Origin of the sequence: Paenibacillus validus NBRC 15382, from assembly GCF_004000985.1 — a bacterium.
In the GTDB taxonomy this organism is placed as follows: Bacteria; Bacillota; Bacilli; order Paenibacillales; family NBRC-103111; genus Paenibacillus_G; species Paenibacillus_G validus.
Genome location: NZ_BIMH01000048.1, coordinates 1 through 26,612 on the forward strand (window position 1 = coordinate 1; position 26,612 = coordinate 26,612).

Here is a 26,612-nt window from a genome sequence, read left to right on the forward strand (position 1 = left end):
GACATTTATTAAGTTAATCGACCAATGTACCCAAAACTATTTTAGTATTTCTTTTAAATAATATCTTATCTCTGTTCATTTTACCATATTCGAATTTCATTAAGCTCTTCCAATTTTTTATTCCCTCAGCTCTCCGTTAGTGTATTTACATACTCAAGTCGATCATTGTTAAGGAACCAGCAGCTACGAAACGCCTTCCTTCGTCATTTCCTAAACAAAGATTCCCCCCTATCGCTTCCATAGTAGACGAGCTGAAATTCATGTCGAGCTCACAGAAGGGAAACGACAATACCTGTCGAATGACATGGGTATACGGTACTATATGAAAAACCATGAAACAGGAGGGTTCCCGTGATCAAGACTATTTACAAAATTTTTACTGCGATGCTGTGCATCGCAATGCTGCCGCTTACCGTGGGCAGTTCTGCGTCGGCAGCCGCCGCCGACAACTGCCAGACCGAGATTTCAAAAGCAAGGAAGCCGCGCCCCAGTGGTGCTCTGAATCAAGACGGCACGTATACGAAATTCGACTACTCCAATATGCCTGACCCAAAAGAGACGATCTTCGCTTGTGTGAACAATCAATTTCTCGCAACCGATGTTCCAGTACAGACGGAGAACGGCTTCTCCCTCATTCCGATGAGAGCGCTGCTGGAAGCGCTAGGTGCGGACATTGCGTGGGACGGTGACAGCCGTACTGTGACGGTAAAGTTGCAAGGGAAGACGATTGTGCTGCAGGTTGACCGTCCCGATGCATCGGTGAACGGGCGAACCGTGGAGCTAGACGTACCCGCTCGTATGAAGGACGGACGGGTTCTCATTCCGACACGCTTCGTTTCCGAGCAGCTGGGAAGTGCAGTGGTGTGGCAACCGAAGAACAAAGCCATTATGATTTACAAGCCTCTTCAAGCTGAGGTCACCGCACAAGCGGTCCAGACGAAGACACTCGGAACTGACGACTATAAATACGGAAATTATTTTTCTACGGCCAAGAGGTTCTTACTCCATAAGAAGAATCGCGTGGTGCTGGTCGAGGACATGGGGGACAATGGACTTCGCGTGCAGGAATTTACACCGGCCTTCGAAAAGATTGAAGAGAAGATGATTTCCAAAGAGCTGCCCCTATTAGGCGGCATTCATCTTGGGGAAGACGGCTGCTATTATGTCGTGTACGGACAGCCAAATATGGAAGAATCGCCAACGAAGACCGTCTATTTCATTGTAAAATACGACGATTCTTGGACGAAAGCCGGCCAAATAGACATCAGCGATGTGTATGTCACCGATCCGTTCCATGCAGGCAATGTGACGATGGATAGTCATAACGGGAAGCTGGCTGTTTACTCCACACGGCAGCGTTACCTGACACCGAAGGACGGGCTCCGCCACCAATCGAACATTACGTTCTTGGCTGATATGAAGAGCATGACTCTGCTGTACAAAGGTGCTGAATGGCCGCGGAATCACGTAAGCCACTCGTTTGCGGCTTATGTTCGCTTCGATGGCGACAAGATCATATATGCCGACCATGGGGACGCCTATCCGCGCTCGGTCGTGCTCCAAGTCGAGCAGCGGGATCGCATTGTCTCTGAACTTGACATCCTCAAGTTCCCCGGAAAGATCGGCGATAACTACACAGGTGCGCATGTGGGCGGTCTTGAGGTAGCCAAAGACAACTATCTGGTAGCAGGCTCCAGCGTCTCCCTTACGGAGCAGTACGGCGCCTCCAAGACGAAGAATGTGTATCTTGGCGTTGTCCCGAAGGGGGCCAAGGATGCCAAGGAAATCAACGTCGTCTGGCTGACCGATCATGCCGTCGATTCCGGGGTCGACATCGAGGAGACGCATCTGGTCAAGCTTAACGACGATAAATTCGTCCTGCTGTGGAAGGAATCCGGGAACAACGAAGGTCTCTTCTATGCCGTAGTCGATGGGTCTGGCAAGCAGCTTTACCGGCCGTCAGCCCTGCAAGGCGTACCGTCACCGGGCCATATCGATCCGTTGGTTAGCGGAGACAGCATCATTTGGTATCAATCCGACAGCCGCAGCTCCAATGAGCAGGATACGACCATGCTCTACAAGCTTCAGATCGACTAACGGAAAGTAAGGCAGCTCCCCTGGTCCGTAAAAGTGAACCATCGAAGCTGCCTATTTTATTTTAGCTTCATCCCTCATTCCGGATACTGCCATCAATCCTAAAAGTTCATAATTGCTGAAAAAAAACTTTTCTAAATTATTAATGATTTTGTTTATTATCCGATTACACATTTGTTTTAGGTTTACTGTCATCAGTTCATTCAGATACGTTCGAATATCAAACTGCCAAAGGACCCCGAACTGTTCTGATTTCAGAACCTTTTCCAACGTGTTTACCGCATCATGAACGTTAAGTTTCGTTTCCACCGTATAGTGAACCATCGAAAGCCTCCAGTAAGGAATTTTACTTAGCTTTCCTCTCCTTTAGCAGAAACCATTACTTTACTTTTTCGTTGGACCATCCCAGGCCATGATGCCGCCCGTTAGATGGGCGATTTGACCGTAGCCGTTATTGCTGAGTATTTTGCCAGCCTGTTTACTCCGCATACCGCTTTGGCAATACAAATAGACTGGTTTATCTTTGGGAATCTCCCCGAGCCTTTGTTTCAGCTGACTCAGAGGTATATTTACGGCTCCTGGGATATACCCTCTAGTGTATTCACGGCTCTCTCTTACGTCGATCAATTTATTACCCTTGTACTCCTCCTTAAATTCCCGGAGCTGTAAATTCCGCAAACCTTTTACAGGGGTGAATTGCTTGTAAAACATCCATACAACGAATACGGCTAACAGTACATAGAGAGCGTAATCCATACGTCATCACCTACCTGCTTTTAATTAGTAACTCGACAGCCTCATGAACAACTTTCTTTGTATCGTTTCCTGCTTCATTTTCTTCCCGGATACATTGTTCAAGATTAACGGCGACAATAATCGCCATCGCTTTATCTACCGCACTGCGTACAGCTGAAAGTTGACTGACGACTTCTTTACAGTCCTTTCCTGCTTCTATCATGTTCAGAACACCGCGAATTTGTCCCTCGACCCTGCGTAAACGCCGTTTTATATCATCATCATAAACCATTGTTATTCCCCCTTTACGTGTACAGGTAGATGATACCCAGACCTGGGGGCTGCTATTAAATAAATAAATTCACTTTAGCTTCGGCTGCATCCCCCAGATAAGCTGCAACACCTGCATACTCGATATCGTCGATTAACTCTTCCTTCTGTAAACCTAGCAAGTCCATTGTCATTGTACATGCAACAAGCTTAACTCCTTGCTCCTGTGCCAACTCAATAAGCTGTGGTAAAGTCAAGGCGTTATGCTTCTTCATGACATGCTTGATCATCTTAGGACCCATTCCTGCAAAGTTCATCTTGGATAGACCTAGCTTATTTGCGCCGCGCGGCATCATACCGCCGAACATCTTCTCCAAAAACCCTTTCTTGACCGGTACCAGCTCTTCTTTACGAAGCGTATTTAAACCCCAAAATGTAAAGAAAATCGTCACATCATGATCATATGCCGCGGCTCCATTCGCAATAATAAACGCCGCTATCGCTTTGTCCAACTCCCCGCTAAATAATACAATCGTTGATTTTTCTCTCTCTGCCATGAAAGCTCAACCTTTCTTTTAACTGCATATTATTCTTTTGTTAATTTTTGGATCATTTATATTCTGATAGAAAGCAGCATAAATGCTCTTAATACCCGCTTTCTTATTCAAAATTCTAGCGGATTTATTAATTGATCTATGGTCCGTGCCGAGCAGGACGATCGTATCTCCTTCACGAATATGATTGCTCCAGACGAACGGCAATCTCCCGACATAAATGTTAATCGCATCCGTGCAATGATCTTCATAAAAATCGGAAGCGTCACGCACGTCAATGATTTTTAACGTAGTTGAATTTTTCATTTTACGTAGTTCTATTGCGCTTATATACTGAAGACCTTTCACAGGCCACTGATTTCGAAGTTGAGATAGAAATATAGCAGCAAGAATGATCATCCAGATAAACATAACGGGTCTCTCCTTTTTCCTGAAAAGGTTAAGCGGTGGCCGGCGCCACCGCCCCGTACTCCAGCGTAACCTTTAACCCTTTTTCACCAAGAACGTAAATACTCCATTTTCTTCTTTTGCTTCAATTAATTCATGTTTCGTTTGGTTTACCCAAGCTTGAAAATCATTCATAGAACCTTTATCTGTTGTTTGAAGTTCCATCACTTGTCCGGATTGAATCGAGTCAATCCCTTTTTTTGCCTTCACAATCGGCATTGGGCAAGCAAGCCCTTTCGCATCAATAACAATATCCGCCATCATATAACCTCTCCCCTGATATTTAAATTTTTTTAGAAATTCAATGTAACTTGTGCGTCGAAGGCGAAATCAAGATATGCTGCCGCTCCGCCGAGCTCAATTCCATCAATAAAGTGTTCTTTGTCCAGTCCCATCACATCAACCGTCATTTGGCAGGCGATCATGCGTACTCCGGAATCCTTCGCTATTTCAAGCAATTGAGCTACCGATGGCACGTTTGCTTTTTGGAAACCTTCGGCTAAGCCCGCGTTTTCCGGTTTCAATTGCAGCATTTTCTCCGAGTCTTTATGAATGATGGATAGTCCTTCAAAGGTGAAGAAGATACCCACTTCCGCATCCAAAGCCGCTGCCGCCGTTGCGATGTTCAACACCTTATATGCGGTTTCGAGTCCTGCAGATGATGCGATAATCGCCACTCTCTTGTTTGCCATGTTATTTTCCTCCTAAAGGTTAATGTTTTTCATATCGTTAATCTTGCTCGGTGCGACCATCCCAGCCCGACATGCCGGGAACTACATTCTTCACCTTTGAGAAGCCTCGTTCGGCCAGCGTTTGACACGCCATGTCGCTCCGGGTTCCCGTTCTGCATACGACATAGTATTCTTCGTCCGGATTCAGGCCGGCAATTTTTTGCTCAAGTTCGCCGAGCGGTACGGAAATGGCCCCTGGGATTCGCTGAAACACATATTCCGCAGGTTCACGCACATCCAGCACCTTTATTTTTTCCCCTGATTCTAATTTTTTGCTGAGTTCTTCATTGCTTACGGTGTGGGGATACTTCACTTCTGGTTTCGTCTCATTCTCCGACGATTTTCGAATAAAATGGCGGAACACGCCAGACTCTTCCCGTAAACCTAAATACTGGTGCCCCGTCCGCTTTGCCCAGCTTTGAAGGTCGGCAACAGATCCTTTATCTGTGGCGCGCACTTCAACGACTTCGCCGGAATTCATGTCCTCAATCGTTTTTTTGGTTTTTACTACAGGCAATGGGCACGCTAATCCTTCACACTCTAACACTCGATTCGTTTGAATTACTGCCGCCATATCCGTTACCTCCTAAATTTCTTATTTCCCGTACTTCATTTCTCCGTCCCATTGATTCATTCCGCCCGGCATATTCACCACTTTGTAGCCTAAGGCTTCAAGATGCTCGCATGCGAGCCCGCTTCGGTTTCCGCTTCGACATACGACAATCGTTTCTTGCTTCGGATCGAGTTCCTTATGCCGCTCGCTTAAAGATCCCAAAGGAATGTGCTTTGCTCCCGGAATATGACCGGATTCCCATTCATCCAGCTCACGTACGTCCAGGATGCTCAGCGTTTCTCCCTTGGCGAGCCGCTCCTTCACCTCGCTTGGAAGCATGTCTTTCGAGTATTTTCCTGCCATGAACGAGTCCTCCTCTTTATGCCAAAATGTCGTACCAAATTTTAATCACCGTAGCTGTAACAAGAGTGGCAAGTATCCATTGCAGCACTTTCACGTTCATTCTCTTGCCAACTTTGGCTCCAACCGGCGATCCCAGGATGCTTGCCACAACCATCACAATGGATGGGATGAGAAGCATATGTCCACCCATCATTTTTCCGACTGTAGAACCGATTGAAGAAATAAAGGTAATCGCAAGTGATGATGCAATGGCAACCCGCGTCGGAATTTTTAAAATGACGAGCATAATCGGGACGGTAATAAAAGCGCCTGCGGCTCCTACGATACCTGATAATACCCCGACAATCGCCGCAGTCACGGATGCGATGACCTTATTAAAGGTAATGCCGGAATAATCTTCACGCTCGACGCCTCTTTTCGGGAGGAACATCATGACCGCTGCGATCAAGGCCATCACCGCGTACGTCAGATTAATTGCGGAATCCGGGAGAAATTTAGAACCGAACCCCCCGATAAAGCTGCCAATTACGATGGGTACTCCCATGTAAAGAACCAGTTTTTTATTGATCAAACTGCCTTTGCGATATGCGAACATACCCGCGAGTGTAGCAAAAAACACTTGAATCGCGCTTACCGCGGACACTTCCTGAGCGGTAAAAGCTACAAATCCCATCATCGGAGGTATATACAGCAGCATCGGATATTTGATGATGGAGCCTCCGATGCCGACCATCCCAGATATGAAGGAACCTGTAAAACCGATGCCAAATAGGATAAGAAGCCATCCAATATCTAAATTCATAGCTTCCCCCTTACACCCGTATTAGTTGTATTGAGTACCGCCGTTATATACTATAGGGGGTATATTTTTGTTCAAAAAAAATTTGTTCTCCTCTCAACACTCGATGATCGAAATAAACCAATACCCGTATAGGTATATACAGATGATAATAAAATAATAGTGGGTTGTCAATGGTGCATATTCAGAGTGCGATTACTGAACACTATGAAGGGGCTATCCACCCGTAGATCATAGTCTTATTTATCATGAATAGCACAGCGATTTGGTCCCATCTCCATTTCGCGCTGCTCCTCTTCCGCAGGCTTCACTCTACCCATATTCGTTTGCCGGATTTCCTGATAAGAATTGGGATGCGGCGGTAAGTTATCCGTCACCGCAGAACGAAACACTTCTTCGCTTTCAATATTCAGTCCCGGATTGGAGGCATACAGATCACCTAAACGCGCAGCAACTTTACCGCCTTCTCCAAGCTCTGTATGCTGGCCGAAATGTGCCGGCAATACAATTAAGTCCTCAGACAGGCTCTTGTATGTTTTATACAAGCTCGTTCGCAAATCTCCGACCCAATCTTCCGCTTTGCCTGCAAGGTCAGGGCGTCCGATGGATTGTACAAACAAGATGTCTCCACTTAACAAATACTGATCATCAACGATTAGCGACGTACTGCCGATCGTGTGGCCTGGAGAATAAATCGGTTGAATTTTGATTTGCGTATTTCCGACGGTAATCGCGTTATCGTCTTCCAATGGCGTGTACTCGAATACAACTTCTGTTGCATCCTTAGGCGGCAACCAATATTTCGCATTCGTCTTGTCCGCCAGCAATTTACCGCCGGAGATGTGGTCGGCATGTAAGTGAGTATCGATCGTGTGCTTAATGACCGCGCCTTTATCTTTAGCGAACTGCTCAAATACGTTTGTCATGCGCAGTGTATCTACAGTCGCCGCTTCTCCGCCGGAGATGACCATATAAGACAAGCAGCCTTTGCCGATCCGCACAAATTGATACAGCTCCCCCCCGTCTTTCAGATCCCCGACTTTAATCGGCTCAAGATACTCACTCCACGACTTCATTCCGCCTTCTAGGTAATAAACATTATTTCTGCCTGCTTCAACGATTTGCTCTCCTACAAATTTGGAAGAACCCTCTTTTGCGCAAACGACCAAAATCTTCTTTCCATCAGGAATTTTATCCAGTGCAGGATCAACCCCGTCAAGTAAATCGAAATAAGGAACATTCACGACTTCGATTTTTCCACCTTCAATTTTCCAGTTATCAAAATCATCCGTGTTACGCACATCTAAAATAAAAAGCTCCTCATTGTTCAGCAACATTTGAGTTACTTCTTTTGCCGTCATGGCCTGCAGTGTTCGTGCTCCCATGGTTCGTTTCCTCCTAATGTACTGTTTTTGTTTTTCCCTTTAACCCGACTTTAAAATCCCCTCTTCATACCCCAACGGGTATATAACAGTTAAAAAATATATACCCATATGGGTATGTGTACATGATAATCTTTTGTTTTTATAATGTCAATATGTTCCCAAATAAAAATCTATGCGTTGGTTTTAACTACATAGCGGCCTTATAAATAACGGAAGTCCGTGGAGCCGTGGAAAGAAAAACTGAAGAGCGATCTAAGAAAAGCAATTAAAGATTTCATCCTGAAATAAGCCACTATACCAAATACCAAAAAAGCAGAAAACAAAGTAAACTAGTTGGAAAAAGGTGATTTAATATGCTGCTATGGATAAAAAAGATGTTTTCAAATAAGTGTCCTGAATTGTGGACCTCACGGCTTTATTGATACCGGACACTGTTGAAGTTTTGTCCCTTGTATGCCATAAAAAATATACCCCTTTGAATTCATTGGATTAACCTTGCGGGGTTTTCCAATGATATTCTAAGCACCCATTCCTTGCTATCTTCCCAAACATGTCGAGCAATAATCTTCTTATGGTTTTTGGAACGAGTGCATTTTGAGAGGAAGGGACAGGTTTTACAAACCTCCGGGTTTGATGTGTAATGTCTGTAACCTTCTCGATTCGTTGTTTTGTAGGTGAGCTGCTGGTTATTTGGACACACATAAGAATCGGTACCTACATGGTATTTAAATTCCCATTTATGAAATAAACCCTGTGTGGGATGAAAGCGACGATGAGCAATAACGGAAAAAATCCTTCTATCGTGTAATTTCTTGCAAATGGGATTGGTTAAATAACCCGAATCCAGGGCTACGGCTTCGACTTTAAAGCCGAAACGCTTTACTTGTCGGTTCAGTCGTTCAACGTAAGGTAAGGAATCGTGAACATTGCCTGCAGTGACATGTACATCCGTAATGATGTTGTACTTCATATCGACGGTACGATGGTCTGAATAATAAAATCCTTCTGGCTTTCCTTCTCTAACCATATAGCCACTTTCGGGATCTGTCTTGCTCACTTTAATTTCCTTATGCTCGATCACTTCCTCTCTTGGTTTTAGAGCTTTTTTCCATGATTTTTGCGATCCTCCTGCACCGCGGCATTGAGTTCCTCTATGTAATCCTTCGTGTTTTGCAGCACCTGTTGTTTCGTGAACTTGTGTTTGTTGGCATTGGCTTTAATATGCGTGGAGTCTGAAATGAGAACCCTACCTCCGACCATTCGATGTTGAACGGCTTGAAGGACGATTTCATCGAACACCTCTTGGAAAATCGCTGTATCCTTGAACCGTTTGCGTCGGTTCCAACTAATGGTTGTGTGGTCTGGAACGCGGTCTGTCAGCCCAAATCAATGGCCGGTCTCCCGTTATCTTCACAGTACAAAGGCTTTACTTTTTCTCTAATGAATTCAAAGCTGATGTATTTGTCGATCTTGCGAAGCATGTGATCATGAGGAACGAGATCTTCGATAGATACAAACTCATAGGCATTTTGTTTACCGTTATTAGAACGAAGCATGCTCTTCACCGTCCAGTTCTTGTGTTACCTATATTATACAACATTAACGCGGTGTCGTAATAAACATTTTTAACATAAAGAAAGCTGTCGAGACTTTCTCGACAGCCTGAAGAGGCCTCACGGCCTCTTTCCTTACGAACATCTGCTGTATCCGCAGTTGGAGCAGTTTTTGCAGCCTTCGCTGTTGATCAGCGAGGCGGAGCCGCAGGACGGGCACAGGTCAAGGGATGTGGCCGCGTTGCGGGTAACCGCGTATTGGGCGGTAGTTTCCATCACGACTTCTTGCGTGGCCGTGATGTAGTCTTCGGCGGTATCGGTGAAATCGCCATGCATTTCAAGCGCTTTGGCCACTGCGTCAGCGATCGATTCAACGCGGTTGGCGCCGAATCCGATGGCGCCGGAACCGCCGATGCCCTTCAGGTGCTTCACGAGCAGCTGTACTTTGTTGCCGTGATCGCCGTAGCGGAGGAACAAGGAGCAGACGCGGCCGAGTGCTTCGGACATCGCGAACACGTCGGAGCCGGCCTTGCCTACGTTCAAGAAAATTTCGCTCGGCGTGCCGTTCATATCATTGATCGTAATGTACGCCATGCCGAAAGGCGTATTGAATTTATAAGTCGCACCGCGCAGCGCTTGCGGACGGCGCTTATACTGCTTGTCGAACACTTCCTCCGTCTTCGCGTCGATGTTCACGGACAGCGATTGCGACAAGCTGGACAACGAGGAATGGTCGTTGGCATTCTCTGCAGACGCGGCCGGAGCCTGCTCGACCTTCTTCTCTTCCTTCTTCTCCGTGCTGAGCACCTGCACATCGCGGCTGCCGTCACGGTAAATCGTTACGCCTTTGCAGCCGAGATCGAAAGCAAGCTCGTACAAGCGTTTCGTTTCTTCGACCGTGAAATCGGACGGGCAGTTCGCTGTTTTCGAAATGGAACTGTCCACCCACTTCTGGATGGCCGCCTGCACACGGATATGATCCTCCGCAGACAAATCCATCGATGTAACGAAATAATCCGGGAGCTCTTCGTTCGGATGCTGATCCTTCCACTGCTGAGCGATCGGAACGTACTGCTTGTCGAATCCGAGTCGGCTTTGGCGGTAATATTCGAAGGCAAAGTACGGTTCGATTCCCGTCGATGTGCCGACCATCGTCCCCGTGCTGCCCGTAGGCGCTTGAGTAATGACCGTCACATTGCGCATGCCCTTCTTCTTCACGGCGGCGCCGACTTCCGGATATACGGAGGTCATCGATTTCATAAAGCCGCTTTGCAGGAATTTATCGGCCTCGAATTGGGTAAACGAGCCCTTCTCCTCGGCGATATCCGCAGAAGCGAGGTAAGCCTCCCGCGCCATAAAGCCATAAATTTTATCCAAAAACTGCAGCGATTCCGGACTGCCGTAACGAATGCCGAGCTTTATCATCAATTCCGCCAGCCCCATCGATCCTAGGCCGATACGGCGTTCATTCTGCTGGTTCAGACGGTTTTCTTCGAAATGGTAAGGCGTCTTGTCGATGACGTTGTCCAAGAACCGTGTCGAGTAACGAACGACTTTGGCCAGTTCATCCCAGTCGACGTCGTGATTCGCCTCATCGTAAAACTTCGACAGATTCACGGCCGACAAGTTGCAGACGCCCCAAGCGGGAAGCCCTTGTTCGCCGCACGGATTCGTGCAAATGATCGGGTTGAAGTACCAGCTGTTGGACATCTGGTTGTAATATTCCATAAAAACGACGCCGGGCTCCGCCGATCTCCAAGCCGACTCGATGATCGTATGCCAAACGTCGCGCGCTTTGACCGTACGGTAAGTAATAACGGCTTTGCCGGTCTTCCGCCACTTCTCCAGATCGCCGTCCCAAATGTCGTTGTACTCGGGGTCGGTCGTATCCGGGTATACGAGCTCCCAGTCCAAATCTTCCTTAACGGCTTTCATGAAGCTGTTGCTCACGCAAACCGACAGGTTGGCGTTCGTAATTTGCCCCATCGTCTGTTTGACGGTGATGAAATCGACCACGTCCGGATGCCAGTCGTTGATCATCAGCATCAGCGCGCCGCGGCGGCTTCCGCCCTGTTCGATCAAGCCGGTCGTATAGCTGAACAGCCCTCCCCATGAAACGGCGCCGCTGGAGGAACCGTTCACGCCTCTGACAACGGAACGCCGCGGACGGAGCGAGGACAGATTGATCCCTACACCTCCGCCGCGCGCCATAATTTCCGTCATCTCCGACAGCGTCGCCATAATGCCGCCGCGGCTGTCATGCGGAGACGGAATGACGTAACAGTTAAACAGCGTAAGCTCGTCGCTGGCGTCCGCTCCTGCGGCGATGCGCCCGCCGGGAACCAGCTTCCAGTCGTCCAATATATAACGGAACTTGTCCGTCCATTCTTCGCGCTTCTCCGGTGTTGCCTCTACTGATGCCATGGCAGCGGCCAAGCGATCCCACATTTGCTGCGGTGTTTTCTCAAGCGTTAAGGTCAGCTTCTCGACCGACGACTCTACGACGTCGCCGCTGCGCAGCTTCACTTTAACTTGTCTGCCCTGACGTTCAATCACTTCACCGACTTCCTTCGCGGGAAATTTCGGATCATCTTTAGTCAATACCAGAACCGTATCGCCCACCTTCGTATGACTCGTATCGGCGTCCTTCATAGCGTAACGGTCCAGAAATATTTTCTCGCTTAAACCTTCCAATTTGGTCTGCTGCGTAGTTTTCAAAACAACAACCTCCCGGAATAAATGATCAGCCAATTCGTCAAATCACAATATCTGGTATGCGAAATTCATTATACAATACAATATATAGTGTATCGAATGAGATATCCTTGAAATTGCCGAGTTAGTCCGAGCCTCTCCCGAATTCTCTTCAATTTTCTTCGTTTTGCTCTCTTTTTCGTTCACCATAACTATAGTTTATTCGACAAAATCCGTTTCTTCTAACGCGTGGGAAGAGGACTTTCGACACGTTGACGAGCCCTTCACTTCGTCTCGAACCGTCCCTCACTGCGATCTGGACGGGCCTTTTGTACCTGAGCCTATAATCGGCCTTTCAAACTTTTGACAACTCCGTACAACGTTGTTAGTCTAAAATTATCATAACACAAACATCCGCAGAAACGCAAACACACGTTCCTGTTTCCGCGCAACCTGTATAACTTAAGGAGGATCATGCGATGCCGCAGCAAATATGGTTCCAGCAAGGGCTGCTTTCCAAAGAAGAGGTTCGAATTTCACCCGATGACCGCGGGTATTATTTTGGGGACGGCATTTATGAAGTGTTTCGCGTGTATCACGGCCGTCTCTTCGAAGCAGACGCCCATTTCGACCGGTTGGAGCGGACGGCTGCCGCCCTGCGGATCCCGCTTCCGCTCCCCCGCGAAGCGATGACTGCGAAGCTCCGGGAACTGATTGCGGCGAACGAGCTGCAAACGGGCACCGTTTACATGCAAATCACACGCGGAGAAGCCCCGCGCTCCCACCCGTTCCCGGCCGACGCCGCACCGGTGCTGTTCGCTTCCGCGTCGGAATACGGACGGCCCCTTGCCTCCATGCAGCAAGGGATTAGCGCCGTAACGGCGGAAGATATCCGCTGGCTGCGCTGCGACTTGAAGACGCTCAACTTATTGCCGAACGTGCTTGCGAAGCAGGAGGCGCTTGATCGCGGCGCGGACGAGGTGATCCTGCACCGCAGCGGCACGGTAACCGAGTGCAGCGCGTCCAACGTCATGATCGTCCGGGACGGGGCCGTCTGCACGCACCCGGCCAACCATCTCATTTTGCACGGGATCACAAGGCTGGTGGTACTTCGGCTCGCCCGGGAGCTCGGCATTCCCGTCATCGAAGAGCCGTTCACGATCGACATGCTCCGGGAAGCCGACGAAGCGTTCATTACCGGTACAACGGTGGAGGTGACGCCGATCGTCCGCATCGATGACGCCCCTGTGGCTCAAGGCATCCCCGGTCCGGTCACACGAAGGCTGCAGGCAGCCTTTGAGCTATTAATCGGCCTTTAAATCCGCTTTGCGCTCTGCGCGGTCCCCACAACAAAAACTGTACCGCCGTCCAACGTATCGCGCATGCGCCGTCAGGGGCGGTACAGGGTTTTCCCATTCAAGATCCGTTATCTCCGCAAATTCCATTCGCGGTTATCGTACTTCTCCTTCACCAGCTGCTGCGCCAGCTCGCGCTCGTACAAGGTCAGCTCGCCTTCCACGAGCCGGATGCCAAGCCCTTCGGCGATGCCGGCGGCGAACGCCTCGTCCACAGCCTCAAGCCCGACGGCGTCTCGTCCGGCATCCCGCATCAAATCATTGATGGCCACCGCTTTGCGGAGGAATTGCTGTTTCATCCGATCCTTCACCTTATCGCTGGAGAACAGCAGCAAATCGAACAGCGCATCCGCGTCCAGATCGAGCAGGATCGAGCCGTGCTGCAGCACGACGCCTTTCGCCCGCGTTTGCGCGCTGCCCGCCACTTTCCGGCCCTCCACGACCAGCTCGTACCACGAAGGAGAATCGAAACAAGCCGCCGAGCCCATGGACGCGTACTTCTGCTGGTCGTCCTCGCTTGCCAGCTGCACCATATCGGCTTCCAGCCCCAAACGGCGGAACCCGAGCAGCAGCCCGTGGCTGAGCACCCTGTACGCCTCCGTCACGCTGCCCGGAATGCCCGGATAGTCCTCGGAGACGATGATACTGTAGGTCAGCTCCTGATCATGAAGCACCGCCCGTCCCCCGGTCGCCCGCCGGACGAAGCCGAGCCCCGCACGTTCCACCGCTGCGAAATCGACTTCATCCTTCGCCTTCTGAAAGTATCCGATCGACAGCGTCGCCGGCGACCAGCCGTAGAACCGCACCGTCGGCGGCACCTTCCCTTCGCTGTGCGCCGTCAAAATCGCCTCGTCGACCGCCATATTGTAGGCCGGAGCCCCATGCCCCGACCGAATGAACCGCCACTCTTCAACCATTCCCCATCACCAGCTTATATATAGGATCTGCGCCCCGAAAGTGCGCTTCCCTTCATCATAATGCATTCGAACGCCGTTTGAAAGCCCGCCCTTTCGTGCATACTAAAAATTAACTCTGGCTTGCCTGGTTAAAAAGCTCGGCTACCAGAACCGATGCAGCTTTTTAACCGATCTCTAGCATCGTGCCGATGAAAAAGGAGCGAAAAACCCTCATGCAACCTACCGAACGAAAAGAACACGTGCGGCCGTTGAACGAGCATGTCGAGCTGCATTTTGAACGGGATTGGTTCGAGGAGCTGCATGCCCGGGCGCAGCGTAACGGCCCATGGGACGATTGGACGATGTTCCGGCTGGCAATCGAAGCCGAGCGCTCCGGCTTAATCCGGTCGTTCGACGAGCTTCTGTGCCTGACGCATCTGCCCAATCTCGTGCCGATGGAGCATCAGATCGATACGGCCAGGAAGGTGCTCACCGAAATGCGCGGTCGCGCCATTCTCGCCGACGAGGTCGGTCTCGGGAAGACGATCGAGGCCGGTCTTATTTTGAAGGAATACTTGATTCGGGGTTTGATCAAAAAGGTGCTCATTCTCGTCCCCGCTTCCCTCGTGCTGCAGTGGGTCCGCGAGCTGAATCAGAAGTTCGGCATCCCCGCCGTCGCGCAGAAGAAGGAATATATGTGGGCGCAGAACGACATTATCGTCGCCTCGATGGATACCGCGAAACGCGACCCGCACCGCAGTATCGTGATGGAGCAAGAATACGACATGCTGATCATCGACGAGGCGCATAAGCTGAAAAACAAAAAAACGACCAATTACCAGTTCGTCATCGAGCTGCGCAAAAAATATTGCCTGCTGCTGACCGCCACCCCGGTGCAGAACGATCTCAAGGAGCTGTACAACCTGATCACGCTGCTGAAGCCGGGGCAGCTCGGCGGACAATCGAGCTTTCAAGCGAACTTTGTCGTCGACAAGCGGGTGCCGAAGAACGAAGGTCAGCTGCAGCAGGAGCTTAGTAAAGTGATGATCCGCAACCGGCGCAGCGACGGCAACGTCTCGTTCACGAAGCGCGTGGTGCGCAACATCCCGCTTCAGCTCTCCGCGGAGGAACAGGCGCTGTACGACGGCGTCACCGACTTCGTCAAAGGACGTTATGAGGAGTCCGGCGGCGATCTCAGCAGCATCCTCTCGCTCGTTACACTGCAGCGCGAAGTGTGTTCAAGCCGCGACGCCGTGTTTATTACACTGGTCAATATGTTTAAGAAGACGGAAGAAGACTCGCCGATCCGCCCACGTATCTGGGCGCTGGTCGAGCTCATTCGCAGCATCAAAGCAAACACGAAGGCGGAGAAAGTGCTCGAGCTGATCGAGTCGATTCAGGACAAGGTCATTATTTTCACCGAATACCGCGCTTCGCAGGAGTATCTGCTGCAATATTTGAAGGACCGCAAAATTACCGCCGTCCCGTATCGCGGAGGAATGAACCGGGGCAAGAAGGATTGGATGATGGATCTGTTCCGCAACCGCGCGCAAGTGCTGATTGCGACCGAAGCCGGGGGCGAAGGCATCAACCTGCAGTTTTGCCACCATATGATCAACTTCGATTTGCCGTGGAACCCGATGCGCGTCGAGCAGCGGATCGGCCGGGTACACCGGTTAGGACAGCAGCAGGACGTGAAAATATATAACCTGTCGACAACAGGTACGATCGAGGAGCACATCCTTTCGCTGCTGCACGAGAAGATCAACATGTTCGAGCTCGTCATCGGCGGGCTGGATACGATTCTGGAGCGACTGGAGAAGACCACTTCCCTGGAATCGCATCTGGCGAAAATGATCCTGTCTTCACGCAGCCAAGACGACATCCGCCGGCAAATCGACGACCTCGGCCAATCGTTCACACAGCTGCGCAGCGAAGTGCAGGCCGAGGCGCAGGACGGCGAACGGCTGTCGTCGCTGCTGAACGCAGTCGGCCAAACCATTTCTCCGCATTCCGCCGCAGGCGGCGAGGAGGTGCAGGGATGACGATGAACGCGCAGCAAATTCAATCGTTCGTCCTCCGCTACCTCGAAGCCGAGCAGTGCGAAATTATGGAGAAGCATCCCGCTTACGTCACGGTGAAGCTTTCGCCGTCGGCCGATCGGGATTTAACCCACCGGCCGTATTATTGGAGCTTCGTCGAACGCACCGGGGTCACGCCGGAGACGATGACATGCACCTTTATTTTCGACCCTGACGCGTACCGCGAGCTCCATCCTCAGGTGCAGCAGCCCGGCATCAGCACCGCCGCGCCGCCGGGGATGGCCGGGGCGGGCGCGCCTGCGGGCGGCACAACCGGTGCAGCCGCAGGCAGCCCAAGCTCTGCCGCCGCGAACGGCCAGGCTGCGCCGCCGCTTCCGCAGCCGCAGGGCGACAGCATTCTCGGCCGTTACTTCGGCTTCGTGCCAACGGCGTTCACCGCACGAGTGCCGCGCGACGAGGTGACGTACGGCAGCCGCCGGCTGGAGCAAATTTTCGCCGCGGTGCGCGCCAAAGGGAAGTTCGTACGGCTGTTCGAGGCCTACGTGCCTCCGGAGCCGCGGCATACGCAAACGATCCCGTACGAAACGTGGCTCGCCGTCAACTACAAGGTCGAGCTGACGAGCGACATGAAGCGCAGCGAAATTCATTCGATCGGCATCCAGCTGCAAACGGGCGAAATCCGCGAGCAGTTCCAGGAATGGATCGCCGCCCGCAAGCTGACGCCGCGTCTCCCCGCTCATGTGTACGTGACGCCGGACAAGATTACGCTGCCGCGCGCCGTCCTGTTCCTGGAGCAGTACATGGAAGCGAAGCTGGCCGCCTACGATCACCGCTGGGCCGAGGAGGCCCGCCTCCGTCTCGCCGAAGAACACGCGCGCGTTCGCGATTACTACGAGCCGATGCTGCCGACGGCGGAGCCCGAAGCGCGCCCGGAGATCGAGGCGCAGTATGCGAATCGCACGCAAGAAGTGGAATGGCAGTATCGGCCGCGCGTCCAAATATCCGCCATCAATTGCGGATTGTTCCACGTCCCCGCTGCGAACGGGAGACTCTCCTGACGAACGCGCGCGAAAGCTAGCGTTTTTGCAGGAAAAGTATTTTGTACGTATCTACAGGTTCTAACAAACTTTTCCCGGCATAACTTGTACAATAAGAGCATATTCGCTCTTGCGGCGCACAGGAACGATGCACCGACTCCACGCGAAGCAGGTGAATGATATGAAGAAGCTAACGTTTCTGCTCTCGGCCTTGCTGATCGGGACAAGCCTGCTGGCCTTCGGGCCGGCGCCCGAAACCGTTTCCGTTCATGCCCGGCAGGACGAATTGCCCGCTGCCGCACTCAAGCAGGCTGTCGGCGCGCGGACCTTGCCGACCGGCGTCCCCGCTCCCGAACTGCGTGAAGCGGTCAACCGCTTTATCTCGCAGCTTGCCGAACAGCCCGGCTTCGATACCTGGCCGCAGGCCGAGTGGACAAGCCAGCCGCTCGGGCCCGGAACGCACGGATGGATCATCCTGGTCCGTTCCGGAGGACAAGAAATCGGCTATCTGGTCGTGCATGCCGACGAATCCGGCCAATACCTTCTGACCGAGTACGGTAAAGGCAGCTTCCCGCTTTTCAGCGCAAACACGCTGTACCAAAGTCTGGTACGGCTTGAACTTATCGAATATCCTTATCATGCCGAGCGTTTATATTGGAATCCGCTGCAGGCCGTTTGGAAGGTGTCCGTCGAGAACGCGGACCGGATTTGGTACCTCGACGCCAAGACGGGCGAGGAGCTGCCAATAGCCGAATCGGATCTGCCCTCCCCCGGAGAAAACATGTCTTCTTCCACCATGAAAACGTTCACGAAACTTGATTCGTCGCATACAATAATAGAAACCGGAGAAACAACGCCTCACGATCCTTACGGTACCTTGCCTTGGGTGCGCGGCGAACAGGCTGCAGACGGCAGTTTCCCCCGGGTCCGCGAGCGGATCGAGGCCGGGCAGCCGCCGGTTTTTGCGGCCGAGCTGTATAACGGCTCCGTCACTGTGCCGCTCGCCGTAGCCGGCTACCAGCTTTGGTCCGGCGGCGATTCGTTCGTACAGGTCGCGCAGGACGGCGACCGGTTCATTCCACTGGATGCGTTAGCGCGTCTGGGCCGTTTTTACCCTTAACCTACGGTTTTTCTCCTCTCTTCCCTATATATCGAAAAGCTTCCTGTGTTGCCGTCGGCAGCAGCCGTTCTTCCAGAACGCGCCCATGCTTTCGGGAACAAGAAGCTTTTCCTTTTTTTTTTGCGGATCAAAGCGGCTCACCGTTCCTTTTCTTTACGCCGCCCCCAACGCCCCGACCACATCCGCAGCGCGAGCGGCAGCATGCCGAACCATCGAACCTCCCAATGCTCTTTTAATTCTTTCCGCCCGGCGCGCGCCTGCTTACGCACTTCCTTCGGCGTTTCCATGTACCTCACGACCCGTTCGATCACATATTTCGCGAGCTCGTCGCCCTTGACCATGCGCACCTCTCTCCTTTCCTCATCAGTATGCGCACCGGGGGGTTGCCGCAAACCCGAAAACCGACTTATAATAACGCCAGAAGCGTAAAAACACGGTCCGGTCGGTAGTCCGGATGCACGGAACCCCCGCCCGTCCCGGCCCCGGGAAGCGGCTGTTTCCGTGTCGTAGCCTTCCCCCTCGGGATGTCCCTCGCTCCTGTATTCCAAAGGAGGGGAACGTCATGCAGCTTACGGTTTATCGGGATGGCGAATTTTGGGTAGGTGTAGCGGAGGAAGAAGCGGACGGTCGATACAAAGCGTGCCGACACGTCTTCGGCGCGGAACCGCACGAAGCGGAGGTGCTTGAGTTTATTAACGCCACGCTGCCGCGGCTCTTCCGCAGAACCGCCTCCAGTGTGGAGGCGCCAATATTTACGGAGCGCGGACGCATCAATCCGAAACGGCTCGCGCGCGAGGCGGCGAAAGAGATGGAGCGTCAAGGCATTCGCGATTTGGCCAAAGCAGCGTTAATGGCTGAGCTGGAGCACCGCAAGAAGACACGCAAAGTCGCCTCCCGCGAGCAGAAGGAAGCCGACAAGGCACGCAAGCGCGAGATCGCCGTTCAGAAAGCCAAGGCGAAACACCGCGGCCGCTAAATCTTTGACGTCCTGCATGAAACGATGCATGCGGGCAAACACCCGTTCCCGTTCGCCGCACCTTATCGTGAAGGCACCCGGTGGACGGGTGTTTGCCGTTTCGTTGACACGGAAGCGCTCCAACAAAAAAAAAGCGGAGCTGCGATGCGCCTCCACTCACGCGCACTAGCCCCGCTTTTCCACTCTCACGACGGTCTTTACATTTTCATAATCCTTACATTTTCTCCGGCGCGTCCAAGCCGATCAAAGCGAGCCCGTTCGTCAGAGCCACGGTCGTCGCTTTCGTCAGCGCCAGACGCGCCGCCTGCACGTCCGCGTTCACATCCGCTTTCAGAATCGGACACTCCTTATAGAAACGGTTGAAAACCTGCGCCAGATCGATTAAATACCGGCTGATGATCGAAGGCTCCAGCTTGTCCATCGCCTGAACGACCCGTTCCTTGAACAGGTGCAGCTCGCGAACGAGACCCTGCTCCGCCGGTTCCGTCAACAGCTCCAGCTTCGCCGACGCCGTATCGACCGCACCCGCTCTGCGCAGGATGCTGCAGGCACGGGCATGGGCGTACTGCACGTAGGGCCCGGTTTCGCCTTCAAAGTTAAGCGCCTCGTCCCACGAGAAGACGATGTCCTTGATCCGGTTGTTCGACAAATCGTTGAACACAACCGCGCCGACCCCGACTTGACGCGCAACTTCTTCCTTGTTCTCGAGCTCCGGATTTTTCTCTTCGATGATTTCGCGCGTTTTCTCGATCGCCTTGGTCAACAGCTCTTCCAGGTTGATGACATTGCCCTTGCGCGTCGACAGCTTCGCGCCTTCCAGGCTGACTTTGCCGAACGGCACGTGGACGAGCTGCTTCGCCCAGTCATAACCCATCAGCTCGATCACCTTGAACCATTGCTGGAAGTGCAGGCTTTGCCCGGCATCCGTCACGTATACGGCCTTCTCGAAATCGTACGTGTGCTTGCGATAAATCGCCGCCGTAACGTCGCGCGTATGGTACAGTGTTCCGCCGTCCTTCTTCACCATCAACGCCGGAGGCATATTGTAATCTTCCAGCTTCACGAGCAGCGCGCCATCGTCTTCCTCGAGCAGCTGTTTCGTCTTGAGCTCCTCGAGCACAGCCGCCATCTTGTCGTTATAGAAGCTCTCGCCCGCGTACGAATCGAACTTGACGCCGAGCAGATCGTACATCTTGTGGAATTCCTTCAAGCTGATTTCCACGAACCAGCGCCACAGCTTGTGCGCTTCTTCGTCGCCCTGCTCCAGCTTCACGAACCAGGCGCGCGCTTCGTCCTCCAGCTCCGGCTTCACGTCCGCTTCGTCGTGGAACTTGACGTAGAGGCGCTGCAGCTCGTCGATGCCGCCGGCTTCCACCGCTGCCTCGTCTCCCCACAGCTTGTAAGCCACGATCAGCTTGCCGAATTGCGTCCCCCAGTCGCCCAAGTGGTTGACGCCGACGCTGTTGTAGCCGAGAAATTTGAAAATATTGTACAACGCCCGCCCGATCACCGTCGAACGCAGGTGCCCGATATGAAACGACTTGGCGATATTCGGAGACGAGAAGTCGATGACGACGCTTCGCCCTTCCCCGATATTTTGCGAGCCAAAGCGTTCGCCCTGCGCCAACACCTCGCTCACCACATCCGCTGCGAACGACGCTTTATTCAAGAACACGTTCAAATAACCGGCAACGGCTTCCACCCGTTCTACTGCCGGATGCTCTCCCCAGCCTTGCTGCAGCTCCTCGGCGATCGCCTGCGGCGCTTTGCGCAGCTGCTTGCTCAGCTTGAAGCACGGCAGCGACAAATCCCCCATCTGCGGATTCGGCGGATATTCGATCCATTCCGCCAGCGCCTCCACGCTCACGCCTTCCAGCTTGGAAGCCGTCTGCTCGGCCAGCCATAGTTTGTAATTCATCCGTATAAGCCCCTTTCCCGATTGCGGCACGCTGCCGACAAACGCCCGCATACGACAAAGCACCCCGAGCGGGGTGCCTCCGTACGGGGCGCTGCTTTGTTGCTGTCGTCAAACTTCACATACTTTCCATTATATCGACCCGTGAAAATCGAGTCAAGCCGCTTTCACCGCTACTTTCCCAACCGTTCCAAGGCTCTGGCCGAACAAACATTCACAGCATCTTCTGCATCAGCACGACATTCAGCAGCCGTCCGAATTTCACACCGACCTCGCGCATCGTCCCCACCGTGTCGAAGCCGAACAACCGGTGGAGATGCAGGCTCGACGCGTTGCCTTCCTCGATGCGGGAGAGCACGGTATGCAGTCCCGCCTGCTTGCCTTGGGCGAGAACCGCTTCCAGCAGCGCTTTGCCGATCCCTTGCCCGCGGTACCCGTCCCGGATGTATAAAGACAGCTCGCTCGTTCGCGCATAAGCCAGCCGGTCCGAATACCGGTTCAGCGAGCTCCAGCCCGCCACGATACCGTCCAGCTCCGCCACCAGCACCGGGAATGCGTCCCCGTGCTGCTCGAACCATTGCTCCTGCTGCTCCAGCGTGCGCGGCACCGTATCGAACGTGGCCACGGTGTTCGCGATCGCTTCATTATAGATATCAAGGATTTGCGGTACATCCCTTAGATGGGCTTGCCGTATGCGCATGAATTTCCCAACCTCGCTCTGCCGTAGAATCTCTTCCTTCAACTTCTATCGTAACAAAAATAGCAGGCAAGCGCACACTGATGCAAGATTAGTATTGCTTTGATCAATTTAAGGATCTATATAAAGAACTACATGCGATCGCGTATGTGCTTTTTTATTGAACGAACGGGCAGAATTAGCTCAAAATAGAATGTGATATAATGTGTACCAGTTCGTGAAGGGAGATGATGATGTGAAGCAATCCATCCAAATCTGGCCCGGAACAAAAAAAGATGGTGATAACTCATTTGGTTGATCGCTTTCGAAAATGCTCCGATGAGAAGAATTATACATTGATTCGGTACGATATCATTGTAGGCTTAAAGAAAATGTACGACGAATTAAAAGATGAAGAAATTAAGCAAACAGCTTTGCAATGGATAGAATCTGAAGAAGATATCAAATATCGTAAGAAGTATGCTGCTATATGGTCAAATAAATAAACACTAATCGCACGGAGGTTGCACTAACGGAGAACGATAGTTCAACGAGCAACATTTATTACTTTAGAGAAAGTGCGAATATATATTCGTATCAGTTAACCCCTGAGTCTAATGTGGATCATAAGATTGATGCTAGGATCATGGCCTATATGGGATAGCCCAAGCCTTATACTCATGCCTTAAAAACAATGAAGCGTACGATCCGTTTAAGCATGCGCAGCGGCGGACTAGGACGCGAAAACAAAGTCCCAGACTGCCGCTGTTTTTATTGCGCCATCGTGTCCCGTTAGCTTAGCTTTGTTCACCATCTTTGACTTGTAACAATCGTAAACTATTGAGTGTAACAATTAAGGTTGCCCCCATATCGGCGAAAATCGCCATCCATAGCGTAAGCCATCCCGGAACGATTAATAGCAGTGCCACCACTTTAATTAACAGTGAGAACGCTATGTTCTGCTTGATGATCGCGAGCGTTTTTCTGCTTAGACTCATGGTGTACGGAAGCTTGCTTAAATCATCGCCCATTAAGGCAATATCCGCTGTTTCAAGGGCTGTATCGGTTCCGGCTCCACCCATCGCAATACCGACAGTAGACGCTGCAAGAGCAGGAGCATCGTTTACCCCATCGCCAACCATAGCGACATTAACGTACTGCGAACGAAGCGTTTTAATATACTCTAATTTATCTTGCGGCAAGAGTTCCGCTTTGACTTCGGCAATGCCCAAACGCTTGCCGACAGCATCAGCGGTTGCTTTGTTATCGCCGGTGAGCATGATGGTTTTCTTGATGCCAAGCTCATGCAGCTTTTGAATGACGTTTTTGCTTGATTCCCGTACTTCATCGGCAACCGCGATAAGTGCCAGGATTTTTGCTTCTGTTCCAAGGACCATGACCGTTTTCCCTTGGTTTTGCAGCTCTTCGATTTGGCGTTTTGCTTCTGTTTCCATTGATGTGTGCAGTTCAGCGAAAAGCTTTGGACTGCCCATGTAATAACGCTGTCCATTGATCCTTCCTTTTACCCCTTTACCGGTAATGGAGCTGAATTCTTCCGCATCGGCTTTAAAGTCAACTTGTGCCGCTTCTGCTTTTCTTAAAATCGCGGAAGCTAGAGGATGCTGCGAGCCTTTTTCAAGGATGGCTGAAATTTTTAACATTTCATGTTCATGTTCACCAAAGGTGATAAATTCCGTTACTTGCGGCACGCCTATTGTCAGCGTTCCTGTTTTATCAAAGGCAACAGCGGAGATCCGTCCTGCTTCCTCCAGGTGAATACCACCTTTGATAAGCACGCCGCGTTTTGCCGCATTACCGATTGCCGTTACAATCGATACTGGAGTGGAGATAACAAGAGCACACGGGCAGCCAACAACAAGAAGTGCTAACGCTCTATAAATCCATTCGCCCCAGCTGCCGCCAAGCAGCGGCGGAACAACTGCGATCACAAGCGCCACCATCATTATTGCTGGCGTGTAGTATTTCGCGAACCGGTCCACGAACGCTTGTGAAGGAGCTCGCTCGGCTTGTGCCTCTTCCACCAGGTGAATGATTTTCGAAATCGTAGTATCTTCAACGGTTTTGGTTACTTTTACTTCCAGTAATCCTTCTTCATTAAGCGTCCCTGCAAACACTTCATCATCGATGGTCTTGGTAACCGGAATCGATTCGCCGGTGATGGCTGCTTGATTGACGCTAGACGAGCCCTTAATGACAATCCCGTCCATGGCAAGCTTTTGCCCAGGTTTTACAATCAGGATATCTCCAACCTGGATATCATCCACGTTTACCATCAGCTCGGTGCTGCCGCGACGAATGAATGCTTCCTTTGGTGCAATGTCCATCAAAGAGCGAATCGATTGACGAGCTTTCTCCATCGAATACCGCTCTAATACTTCGCTGATGGCGAAAAGAATGACTACAGTCGCCCCTTCGCTCCACTGTCCAATGGCTGCAGCACCTAAAATCGCAATGGTCATTAACACGTTCATATCAAACTGAAACCGGACGAGATTTTGGACACCCTTAATAAATAATTCATAGCCACCAATGACAATCGATGTCGTATAGAAAATAAACGAAAGCGAATGATCTTCTCCCAGAATGTAACCGGCAGCAAGCAGCAGAGCAGAGACAATCACGTTCCAGTTTTCTTTCCAAAACGGCCCTTTCTTTTCGACGACATGCTCTTTTTCAGGTGTCACTTTCAGGCTTTCAAATGCCCCTGCCTTCTCTAATTCCGCTACTGTCGTGTTACCAACAACGGTTATTTTGGATGCTCCGAAATTGACTTGTGCATCCTGAACTCCAGGGAGATTTTTTACGTTCTTTTCAAAAATACCGGCACAGTTTGTGCATGTAAACCCTTGAACGCGATACACGTTTTTAGCTTCTGCATGAGTTTGCGTATTATTGTCCAACTGGCATCAACTCCTGATTATGCGTCGAGGCAAGCTTGATGAGCTGCCGCACATGTTCATCTTCCAGAGAGTAAAACGCGAGCTTTCCTTCTTTCCGGTATTTGACCAGGTTCAATTTTTTTAACGTTCGCAGATGATGCGATGCCGTTGCAAGCGAGGATCCGATGATATTTGCAACATCACAAACGCACAGCTCATCTTCCTGGCACAGAGCAAATGCTACTTTCATTCTCGTTTCATCGGCGAGCACCTTAAACATGTTCGCCATGCCCGAAATATCTTGCTTCTGCAGAGAGTTTTGTACCCTTTGCACCGTTGCTTCATCAAAACAATACCGTTCACATGTATCATTTTCAGTCATGTAAGCACCTCCATCAATCAAACAATAGTTTGAGTATAGTGTTATGATAATCCCGATTTTATATTCAGTCAAACGTTTATTTAAATGAAATTAAAAACAGCGTGCGAATTAGATGAGACTAAATCACACGCTGTTTTCCGCACTTCCACTTTAGTGAACGCAAAAAAAACAAGACCCCCAACCATCGGTTAAGGGCCTTGCTTTGCTTAATGCGCTCGAGAGGACTCGAACCTCCACGGCTGTTACCCCACTAGAACCTGAATCTAGCGCGTCTGCCAATTCCGCCACGAACGCTCAATCATTCTTGTCCCCTTGGGGACAAGAAGTATAATATCATCTTCACACATAGAAGTCAACAGGTTTATCTATATTTTTTCGATGCCGTCCACACCCATTCAAGAAACCCAAAGTTTTCGAACCAGCCAGAAAATGAACGCCCATATCGGAAGTGTAAACAAGATGCCGAATACGATTCCGCGGATTGCCGAGCCTTGTTTCATCGTACAGCCCCTCCCTACCGTTCGTTTCCTTAGATCCTGTAGGTACTAGATGTATTCGCTTTATTCGGAAATCATGACTCGTCCGCCGATAGAAGGCATCTTTTTCGTGTACGTCCATATAATGGCTTCAAAGGAGGGATCTCCATGCTCATACTGCTGCAACTGGCGGGCGGGGTCTTGCTGGCGGTTCTGCTGTGGACCGTCTTGAAGTGGACGCTGCAAGCGTTGCTCTGGGGTCTCGGTACAGTCCTGGCGATTACGCTTATTTTCCCGGGCGTGTTGATCATGATCGGCAGTCTGCTGTTTGCCGCTATAGGTCTTCTGGCGGCGTTAGGGCTGCTGCTGCTGGCTTCCGCTTTCCGTTCCTGACGCTCGCTTCAGGGAGAATTATCCTTCCCGGTAAGCCTGCAGCGCCTTGTGCGACCAAGCCACCAGCTCCTGCACGTCCCCTTGCTCCGGAGTATTGAATACATGCGTTCCCCGATGCGGGTTCGAACGGTCCACCAGCACCACTTCCCCCTGTACCCCTTGCTCCTTCTTCTGCACGCGCAGTACATAGTTGTTATCCAATTGAATGAGAGACGCATTCCGTTCCATGCTATCGCCGCCCCCTTTCCGCATGAGCTTTGCTCATT

At 51.3% G+C, this 26,612-nt stretch carries 27 protein-coding genes, 1 tRNA gene and 1 pseudogene; 8 read left to right on the top strand and 21 right to left on the bottom strand.

The genetic code is table 11. The features are described 5' to 3' along the window. Nucleotides 1–351: 351 nt before the first annotated feature. Nucleotides 352–2,097 (top strand): copper amine oxidase N-terminal domain-containing protein, encoded by a 1,746-nt coding sequence (locus PVA01S_RS21960; RefSeq protein ID WP_127609560.1) that lies wholly within the window; start codon nucleotides 352–354, stop codon nucleotides 2,095–2,097. Nucleotides 2,098–2,148: 51 nt separating this feature from the next. Here PVA01S_RS21960 and PVA01S_RS21965 read toward each other — a convergent pair whose 3' ends face one another. The 13 genes and pseudogenes from PVA01S_RS21965 to PVA01S_RS22025 all read right to left on the bottom strand — a co-directional run bounded on the left by PVA01S_RS21965 (nucleotide 2,149) and on the right by PVA01S_RS22025 (nucleotide 12,202). After that, nucleotides 2,149–2,418 carry a DUF302 domain-containing protein gene (locus tag PVA01S_RS21965; RefSeq protein ID WP_127609562.1) on the bottom strand — a complete coding sequence of 90 codons (270 nt, stop codon included), beginning with the start codon at nucleotides 2,416–2,418 and terminating at the stop codon, nucleotides 2,149–2,151. A 60-nt stretch (nucleotides 2,419–2,478) separates the two neighbouring features. Then, nucleotides 2,479–2,850: a rhodanese-like domain-containing protein gene (locus PVA01S_RS21970; protein WP_127609564.1), complete on the bottom strand. Its 372-nt coding sequence runs from the start codon at nucleotides 2,848–2,850 to the stop codon at nucleotides 2,479–2,481. 10 nt (nucleotides 2,851–2,860) lie between these two features. After that, complete coding sequence (locus tag PVA01S_RS21975; protein ID WP_155615840.1) at nucleotides 2,861–3,121, bottom strand: metal-sensitive transcriptional regulator; 261 nt, start codon at nucleotides 3,119–3,121, stop codon at nucleotides 2,861–2,863. A 55-nt stretch (nucleotides 3,122–3,176) separates the two neighbouring features. Further along, complete coding sequence (locus tag PVA01S_RS21980; RefSeq protein ID WP_054798143.1) at nucleotides 3,177–3,656, bottom strand: DsrE/DsrF/DrsH-like family protein; 480 nt, start codon at nucleotides 3,654–3,656, stop codon at nucleotides 3,177–3,179. 18 nt (nucleotides 3,657–3,674) lie between these two features. Continuing rightward, nucleotides 3,675–4,064 carry a rhodanese-like domain-containing protein gene (locus PVA01S_RS21985; RefSeq protein ID WP_127609568.1) on the bottom strand — a complete coding sequence of 130 codons (390 nt, stop codon included), beginning with the start codon at nucleotides 4,062–4,064 and terminating at the stop codon, nucleotides 3,675–3,677. Nucleotides 4,065–4,136: 72 nt separating this feature from the next. Then, a complete protein-coding gene (locus PVA01S_RS21990; RefSeq protein ID WP_127609612.1) occupies nucleotides 4,137–4,361 on the bottom strand; it encodes a sulfurtransferase TusA family protein in 225 nt (74 codons plus the stop codon). Between the two features lie 32 nt (nucleotides 4,362–4,393). Further along, nucleotides 4,394–4,792, bottom strand: coding sequence for a DsrE/DsrF/DrsH-like family protein (locus PVA01S_RS21995; RefSeq protein ID WP_127609570.1), 399 nt, complete (start codon nucleotides 4,790–4,792; stop codon nucleotides 4,394–4,396). Nucleotides 4,793–4,829: 37 nt separating this feature from the next. After that, nucleotides 4,830–5,405 (bottom strand): sulfurtransferase TusA family protein, encoded by a 576-nt coding sequence (locus tag PVA01S_RS22000; RefSeq protein WP_127609572.1) that lies wholly within the window; start codon nucleotides 5,403–5,405, stop codon nucleotides 4,830–4,832. A gap of 21 nt (nucleotides 5,406–5,426) precedes the next feature. Beyond that, nucleotides 5,427–5,747 carry a rhodanese-like domain-containing protein gene (locus PVA01S_RS22005; protein WP_127609574.1) on the bottom strand — a complete coding sequence of 107 codons (321 nt, stop codon included), beginning with the start codon at nucleotides 5,745–5,747 and terminating at the stop codon, nucleotides 5,427–5,429. A 16-nt stretch (nucleotides 5,748–5,763) separates the two neighbouring features. Then, nucleotides 5,764–6,549 carry a sulfite exporter TauE/SafE family protein gene (locus PVA01S_RS22010; RefSeq protein ID WP_127609576.1) on the bottom strand — a complete coding sequence of 262 codons (786 nt, stop codon included), beginning with the start codon at nucleotides 6,547–6,549 and terminating at the stop codon, nucleotides 5,764–5,766. 236 nt (nucleotides 6,550–6,785) lie between these two features. Next, nucleotides 6,786–7,931 carry an MBL fold metallo-hydrolase gene (locus PVA01S_RS22015; protein ID WP_127609578.1) on the bottom strand — a complete coding sequence of 382 codons (1,146 nt, stop codon included), beginning with the start codon at nucleotides 7,929–7,931 and terminating at the stop codon, nucleotides 6,786–6,788. Nucleotides 7,932–8,454: 523 nt separating this feature from the next. Then, a pseudogene (locus PVA01S_RS27355) lies at nucleotides 8,455–9,487 on the bottom strand (transposase); the annotation flags it as partial. 132 nt (nucleotides 9,488–9,619) lie between these two features. Continuing rightward, entirely contained in the window at nucleotides 9,620–12,202 is a 2,583-nt protein-coding gene (locus PVA01S_RS22025) for an adenosylcobalamin-dependent ribonucleoside-diphosphate reductase (protein ID WP_127609582.1), read from the bottom strand. Nucleotides 12,203–12,657: 455 nt separating this feature from the next. Here PVA01S_RS22025 and dat point away from each other — a divergent pair, with 455 nt between their 5' ends. After that, nucleotides 12,658–13,497 (top strand): D-amino-acid transaminase, encoded by an 840-nt coding sequence (dat, locus tag PVA01S_RS22030; RefSeq protein WP_127609584.1) that lies wholly within the window; start codon nucleotides 12,658–12,660, stop codon nucleotides 13,495–13,497. Between the two features lie 107 nt (nucleotides 13,498–13,604). On the opposite strand, the gene PVA01S_RS22035 is transcribed toward dat, so the two are convergent. After that, nucleotides 13,605–14,450, bottom strand: coding sequence for a lipoate--protein ligase family protein (locus PVA01S_RS22035; RefSeq protein ID WP_054798160.1), 846 nt, complete (start codon nucleotides 14,448–14,450; stop codon nucleotides 13,605–13,607). A gap of 212 nt (nucleotides 14,451–14,662) precedes the next feature. On the opposite strand from PVA01S_RS22035, the gene PVA01S_RS22040 reads away from it, so the two are divergent. The 3 genes from PVA01S_RS22040 to PVA01S_RS22050 all read left to right on the top strand — a co-directional run bounded on the left by PVA01S_RS22040 (nucleotide 14,663) and on the right by PVA01S_RS22050 (nucleotide 18,628). After that, nucleotides 14,663–16,474, top strand: coding sequence for a DEAD/DEAH box helicase (locus tag PVA01S_RS22040; protein ID WP_127609586.1), 1,812 nt, complete (start codon nucleotides 14,663–14,665; stop codon nucleotides 16,472–16,474). After that, a complete protein-coding gene (locus tag PVA01S_RS22045; protein ID WP_307720694.1) occupies nucleotides 16,471–17,529 on the top strand; it encodes a YqhG family protein in 1,059 nt (352 codons plus the stop codon). The genes PVA01S_RS22040 and PVA01S_RS22045 overlap by 4 nt, the downstream gene beginning before the upstream one ends. 160 nt (nucleotides 17,530–17,689) lie before the next feature. Continuing rightward, nucleotides 17,690–18,628: a hypothetical protein gene (locus PVA01S_RS22050; protein ID WP_127609588.1), complete on the top strand. Its 939-nt coding sequence runs from the start codon at nucleotides 17,690–17,692 to the stop codon at nucleotides 18,626–18,628. Between the two features lie 137 nt (nucleotides 18,629–18,765). On the opposite strand, the gene PVA01S_RS22055 is transcribed toward PVA01S_RS22050, so the two are convergent. Continuing rightward, nucleotides 18,766–18,969, bottom strand: coding sequence for a YqzE family protein (locus tag PVA01S_RS22055; RefSeq protein WP_054800490.1), 204 nt, complete (start codon nucleotides 18,967–18,969; stop codon nucleotides 18,766–18,768). Nucleotides 18,970–19,190: 221 nt separating this feature from the next. Between PVA01S_RS22055 and PVA01S_RS22060 the strand changes: the two genes are divergently transcribed. After that, nucleotides 19,191–19,604 (top strand): YjdF family protein, encoded by a 414-nt coding sequence (locus PVA01S_RS22060; RefSeq protein ID WP_054798602.1) that lies wholly within the window; start codon nucleotides 19,191–19,193, stop codon nucleotides 19,602–19,604. A gap of 214 nt (nucleotides 19,605–19,818) precedes the next feature. Here the strand turns inward: PVA01S_RS22060 and argS are convergent, their stop codons facing one another. Together argS and PVA01S_RS22070 are read right to left on the bottom strand one after the other, a co-directional pair. Further along, the gene (gene argS, locus PVA01S_RS22065) at nucleotides 19,819–21,522 is read right to left on the bottom strand and encodes an arginine--tRNA ligase (protein ID WP_054800492.1); all 1,704 of its coding nucleotides are present in this window, start codon (nucleotides 21,520–21,522) and stop codon (nucleotides 19,819–19,821) included. Between the two features lie 211 nt (nucleotides 21,523–21,733). Next, nucleotides 21,734–22,219, bottom strand: a complete 486-nt coding sequence (locus PVA01S_RS22070; protein WP_054798603.1) for a GNAT family N-acetyltransferase — start codon at nucleotides 22,217–22,219, stop codon at nucleotides 21,734–21,736. 332 nt (nucleotides 22,220–22,551) lie between these two features. Here PVA01S_RS22070 and PVA01S_RS27360 point away from each other — a divergent pair, with 332 nt between their 5' ends. Beyond that, nucleotides 22,552–22,701: a hypothetical protein gene (locus PVA01S_RS27360; protein WP_230876321.1), complete on the top strand. Its 150-nt coding sequence runs from the start codon at nucleotides 22,552–22,554 to the stop codon at nucleotides 22,699–22,701. 291 nt (nucleotides 22,702–22,992) lie between these two features. On the opposite strand, the gene PVA01S_RS22080 is transcribed toward PVA01S_RS27360, so the two are convergent. The 3 genes from PVA01S_RS22080 to PVA01S_RS22090 all read right to left on the bottom strand — a co-directional run bounded on the left by PVA01S_RS22080 (nucleotide 22,993) and on the right by PVA01S_RS22090 (nucleotide 25,771). Further along, entirely contained in the window at nucleotides 22,993–25,116 is a 2,124-nt protein-coding gene (locus PVA01S_RS22080) for a heavy metal translocating P-type ATPase (RefSeq protein ID WP_127609590.1), read from the bottom strand. Next, nucleotides 25,106–25,477 carry an ArsR/SmtB family transcription factor gene (locus PVA01S_RS22085; protein ID WP_127609592.1) on the bottom strand — a complete coding sequence of 124 codons (372 nt, stop codon included), beginning with the start codon at nucleotides 25,475–25,477 and terminating at the stop codon, nucleotides 25,106–25,108. Before PVA01S_RS22085 ends, PVA01S_RS22080 begins: the two co-directional genes overlap by 11 nt. 210 nt (nucleotides 25,478–25,687) lie before the next feature. Then, nucleotides 25,688–25,771, bottom strand: a tRNA-Leu gene (locus tag PVA01S_RS22090). A 350-nt stretch (nucleotides 25,772–26,121) separates the two neighbouring features. Here PVA01S_RS22090 and PVA01S_RS22095 point away from each other — a divergent pair. Next, the gene (locus PVA01S_RS22095; protein ID WP_127609594.1) at nucleotides 26,122–26,346 is read left to right on the top strand and encodes a hypothetical protein; all 225 of its coding nucleotides are present in this window, start codon (nucleotides 26,122–26,124) and stop codon (nucleotides 26,344–26,346) included. 18 nt (nucleotides 26,347–26,364) lie between these two features. Here PVA01S_RS22095 and PVA01S_RS22100 read toward each other — a convergent pair whose 3' ends face one another. After that, nucleotides 26,365–26,574: a hypothetical protein gene (locus PVA01S_RS22100; protein WP_127609596.1), complete on the bottom strand. Its 210-nt coding sequence runs from the start codon at nucleotides 26,572–26,574 to the stop codon at nucleotides 26,365–26,367. Between the last annotated feature and the right edge of the window lie 38 nt (nucleotides 26,575–26,612).

Bases quoted from the DNA above. Each gene is read 5' to 3' on its own strand.
- PVA01S_RS21965 (WP_127609562.1), bottom strand. From the start codon at position 2,418: ATGGTTCACTATACGGTGGAAACGAAACTTAACGTTCATGATGCGGTA.
- PVA01S_RS21970 (WP_127609564.1), bottom strand. From the start codon at position 2,850: ATGGATTACGCTCTCTATGTACTGTTAGCCGTATTCGTTGTATGGATG.
- PVA01S_RS21975 (WP_155615840.1), bottom strand. From the start codon at position 3,121: ATGGTTTATGATGATGATATAAAACGGCGTTTACGCAGGGTCGAGGGA.
- PVA01S_RS21980 (WP_054798143.1), bottom strand. From the start codon at position 3,656: ATGGCAGAGAGAGAAAAATCAACGATTGTATTATTTAGCGGGGAGTTG.
- PVA01S_RS21985 (WP_127609568.1), bottom strand. From the start codon at position 4,064: ATGTTTATCTGGATGATCATTCTTGCTGCTATATTTCTATCTCAACTT.
- PVA01S_RS21990 (WP_127609612.1), bottom strand. From the start codon at position 4,361: ATGGCGGATATTGTTATTGATGCGAAAGGGCTTGCTTGCCCAATGCCG.
- PVA01S_RS21995 (WP_127609570.1), bottom strand. From the start codon at position 4,792: ATGGCAAACAAGAGAGTGGCGATTATCGCATCATCTGCAGGACTCGAA.
- PVA01S_RS22000 (WP_127609572.1), bottom strand. From the start codon at position 5,405: ATGGCGGCAGTAATTCAAACGAATCGAGTGTTAGAGTGTGAAGGATTA.
- PVA01S_RS22005 (WP_127609574.1), bottom strand. From the start codon at position 5,747: ATGGCAGGAAAATACTCGAAAGACATGCTTCCAAGCGAGGTGAAGGAG.
- PVA01S_RS22010 (WP_127609576.1), bottom strand. From the start codon at position 6,549: ATGAATTTAGATATTGGATGGCTTCTTATCCTATTTGGCATCGGTTTT.
- PVA01S_RS22015 (WP_127609578.1), bottom strand. From the start codon at position 7,931: ATGGGAGCACGAACACTGCAGGCCATGACGGCAAAAGAAGTAACTCAA.
- dat (WP_127609584.1), top strand. From the start codon at position 12,658: ATGCCGCAGCAAATATGGTTCCAGCAAGGGCTGCTTTCCAAAGAAGAG.
- PVA01S_RS22035 (WP_054798160.1), bottom strand. From the start codon at position 14,450: ATGGTTGAAGAGTGGCGGTTCATTCGGTCGGGGCATGGGGCTCCGGCC.
- PVA01S_RS22040 (WP_127609586.1), top strand. From the start codon at position 14,663: ATGCAACCTACCGAACGAAAAGAACACGTGCGGCCGTTGAACGAGCAT.
- PVA01S_RS22045 (WP_307720694.1), top strand. From the start codon at position 16,471: ATGACGATGAACGCGCAGCAAATTCAATCGTTCGTCCTCCGCTACCTC.
- PVA01S_RS22050 (WP_127609588.1), top strand. From the start codon at position 17,690: ATGAAGAAGCTAACGTTTCTGCTCTCGGCCTTGCTGATCGGGACAAGC.
- PVA01S_RS22055 (WP_054800490.1), bottom strand. From the start codon at position 18,969: ATGGTCAAGGGCGACGAGCTCGCGAAATATGTGATCGAACGGGTCGTG.
- PVA01S_RS22060 (WP_054798602.1), top strand. From the start codon at position 19,191: ATGCAGCTTACGGTTTATCGGGATGGCGAATTTTGGGTAGGTGTAGCG.
- argS (WP_054800492.1), bottom strand. From the start codon at position 21,522: ATGAATTACAAACTATGGCTGGCCGAGCAGACGGCTTCCAAGCTGGAA.
- PVA01S_RS22070 (WP_054798603.1), bottom strand. From the start codon at position 22,219: ATGCGCATACGGCAAGCCCATCTAAGGGATGTACCGCAAATCCTTGAT.
- PVA01S_RS22085 (WP_127609592.1), bottom strand. From the start codon at position 25,477: ATGACTGAAAATGATACATGTGAACGGTATTGTTTTGATGAAGCAACG.
- PVA01S_RS22095 (WP_127609594.1), top strand. From the start codon at position 26,122: ATGCTCATACTGCTGCAACTGGCGGGCGGGGTCTTGCTGGCGGTTCTG.
- PVA01S_RS22100 (WP_127609596.1), bottom strand. From the start codon at position 26,574: ATGGAACGGAATGCGTCTCTCATTCAATTGGATAACAACTATGTACTG.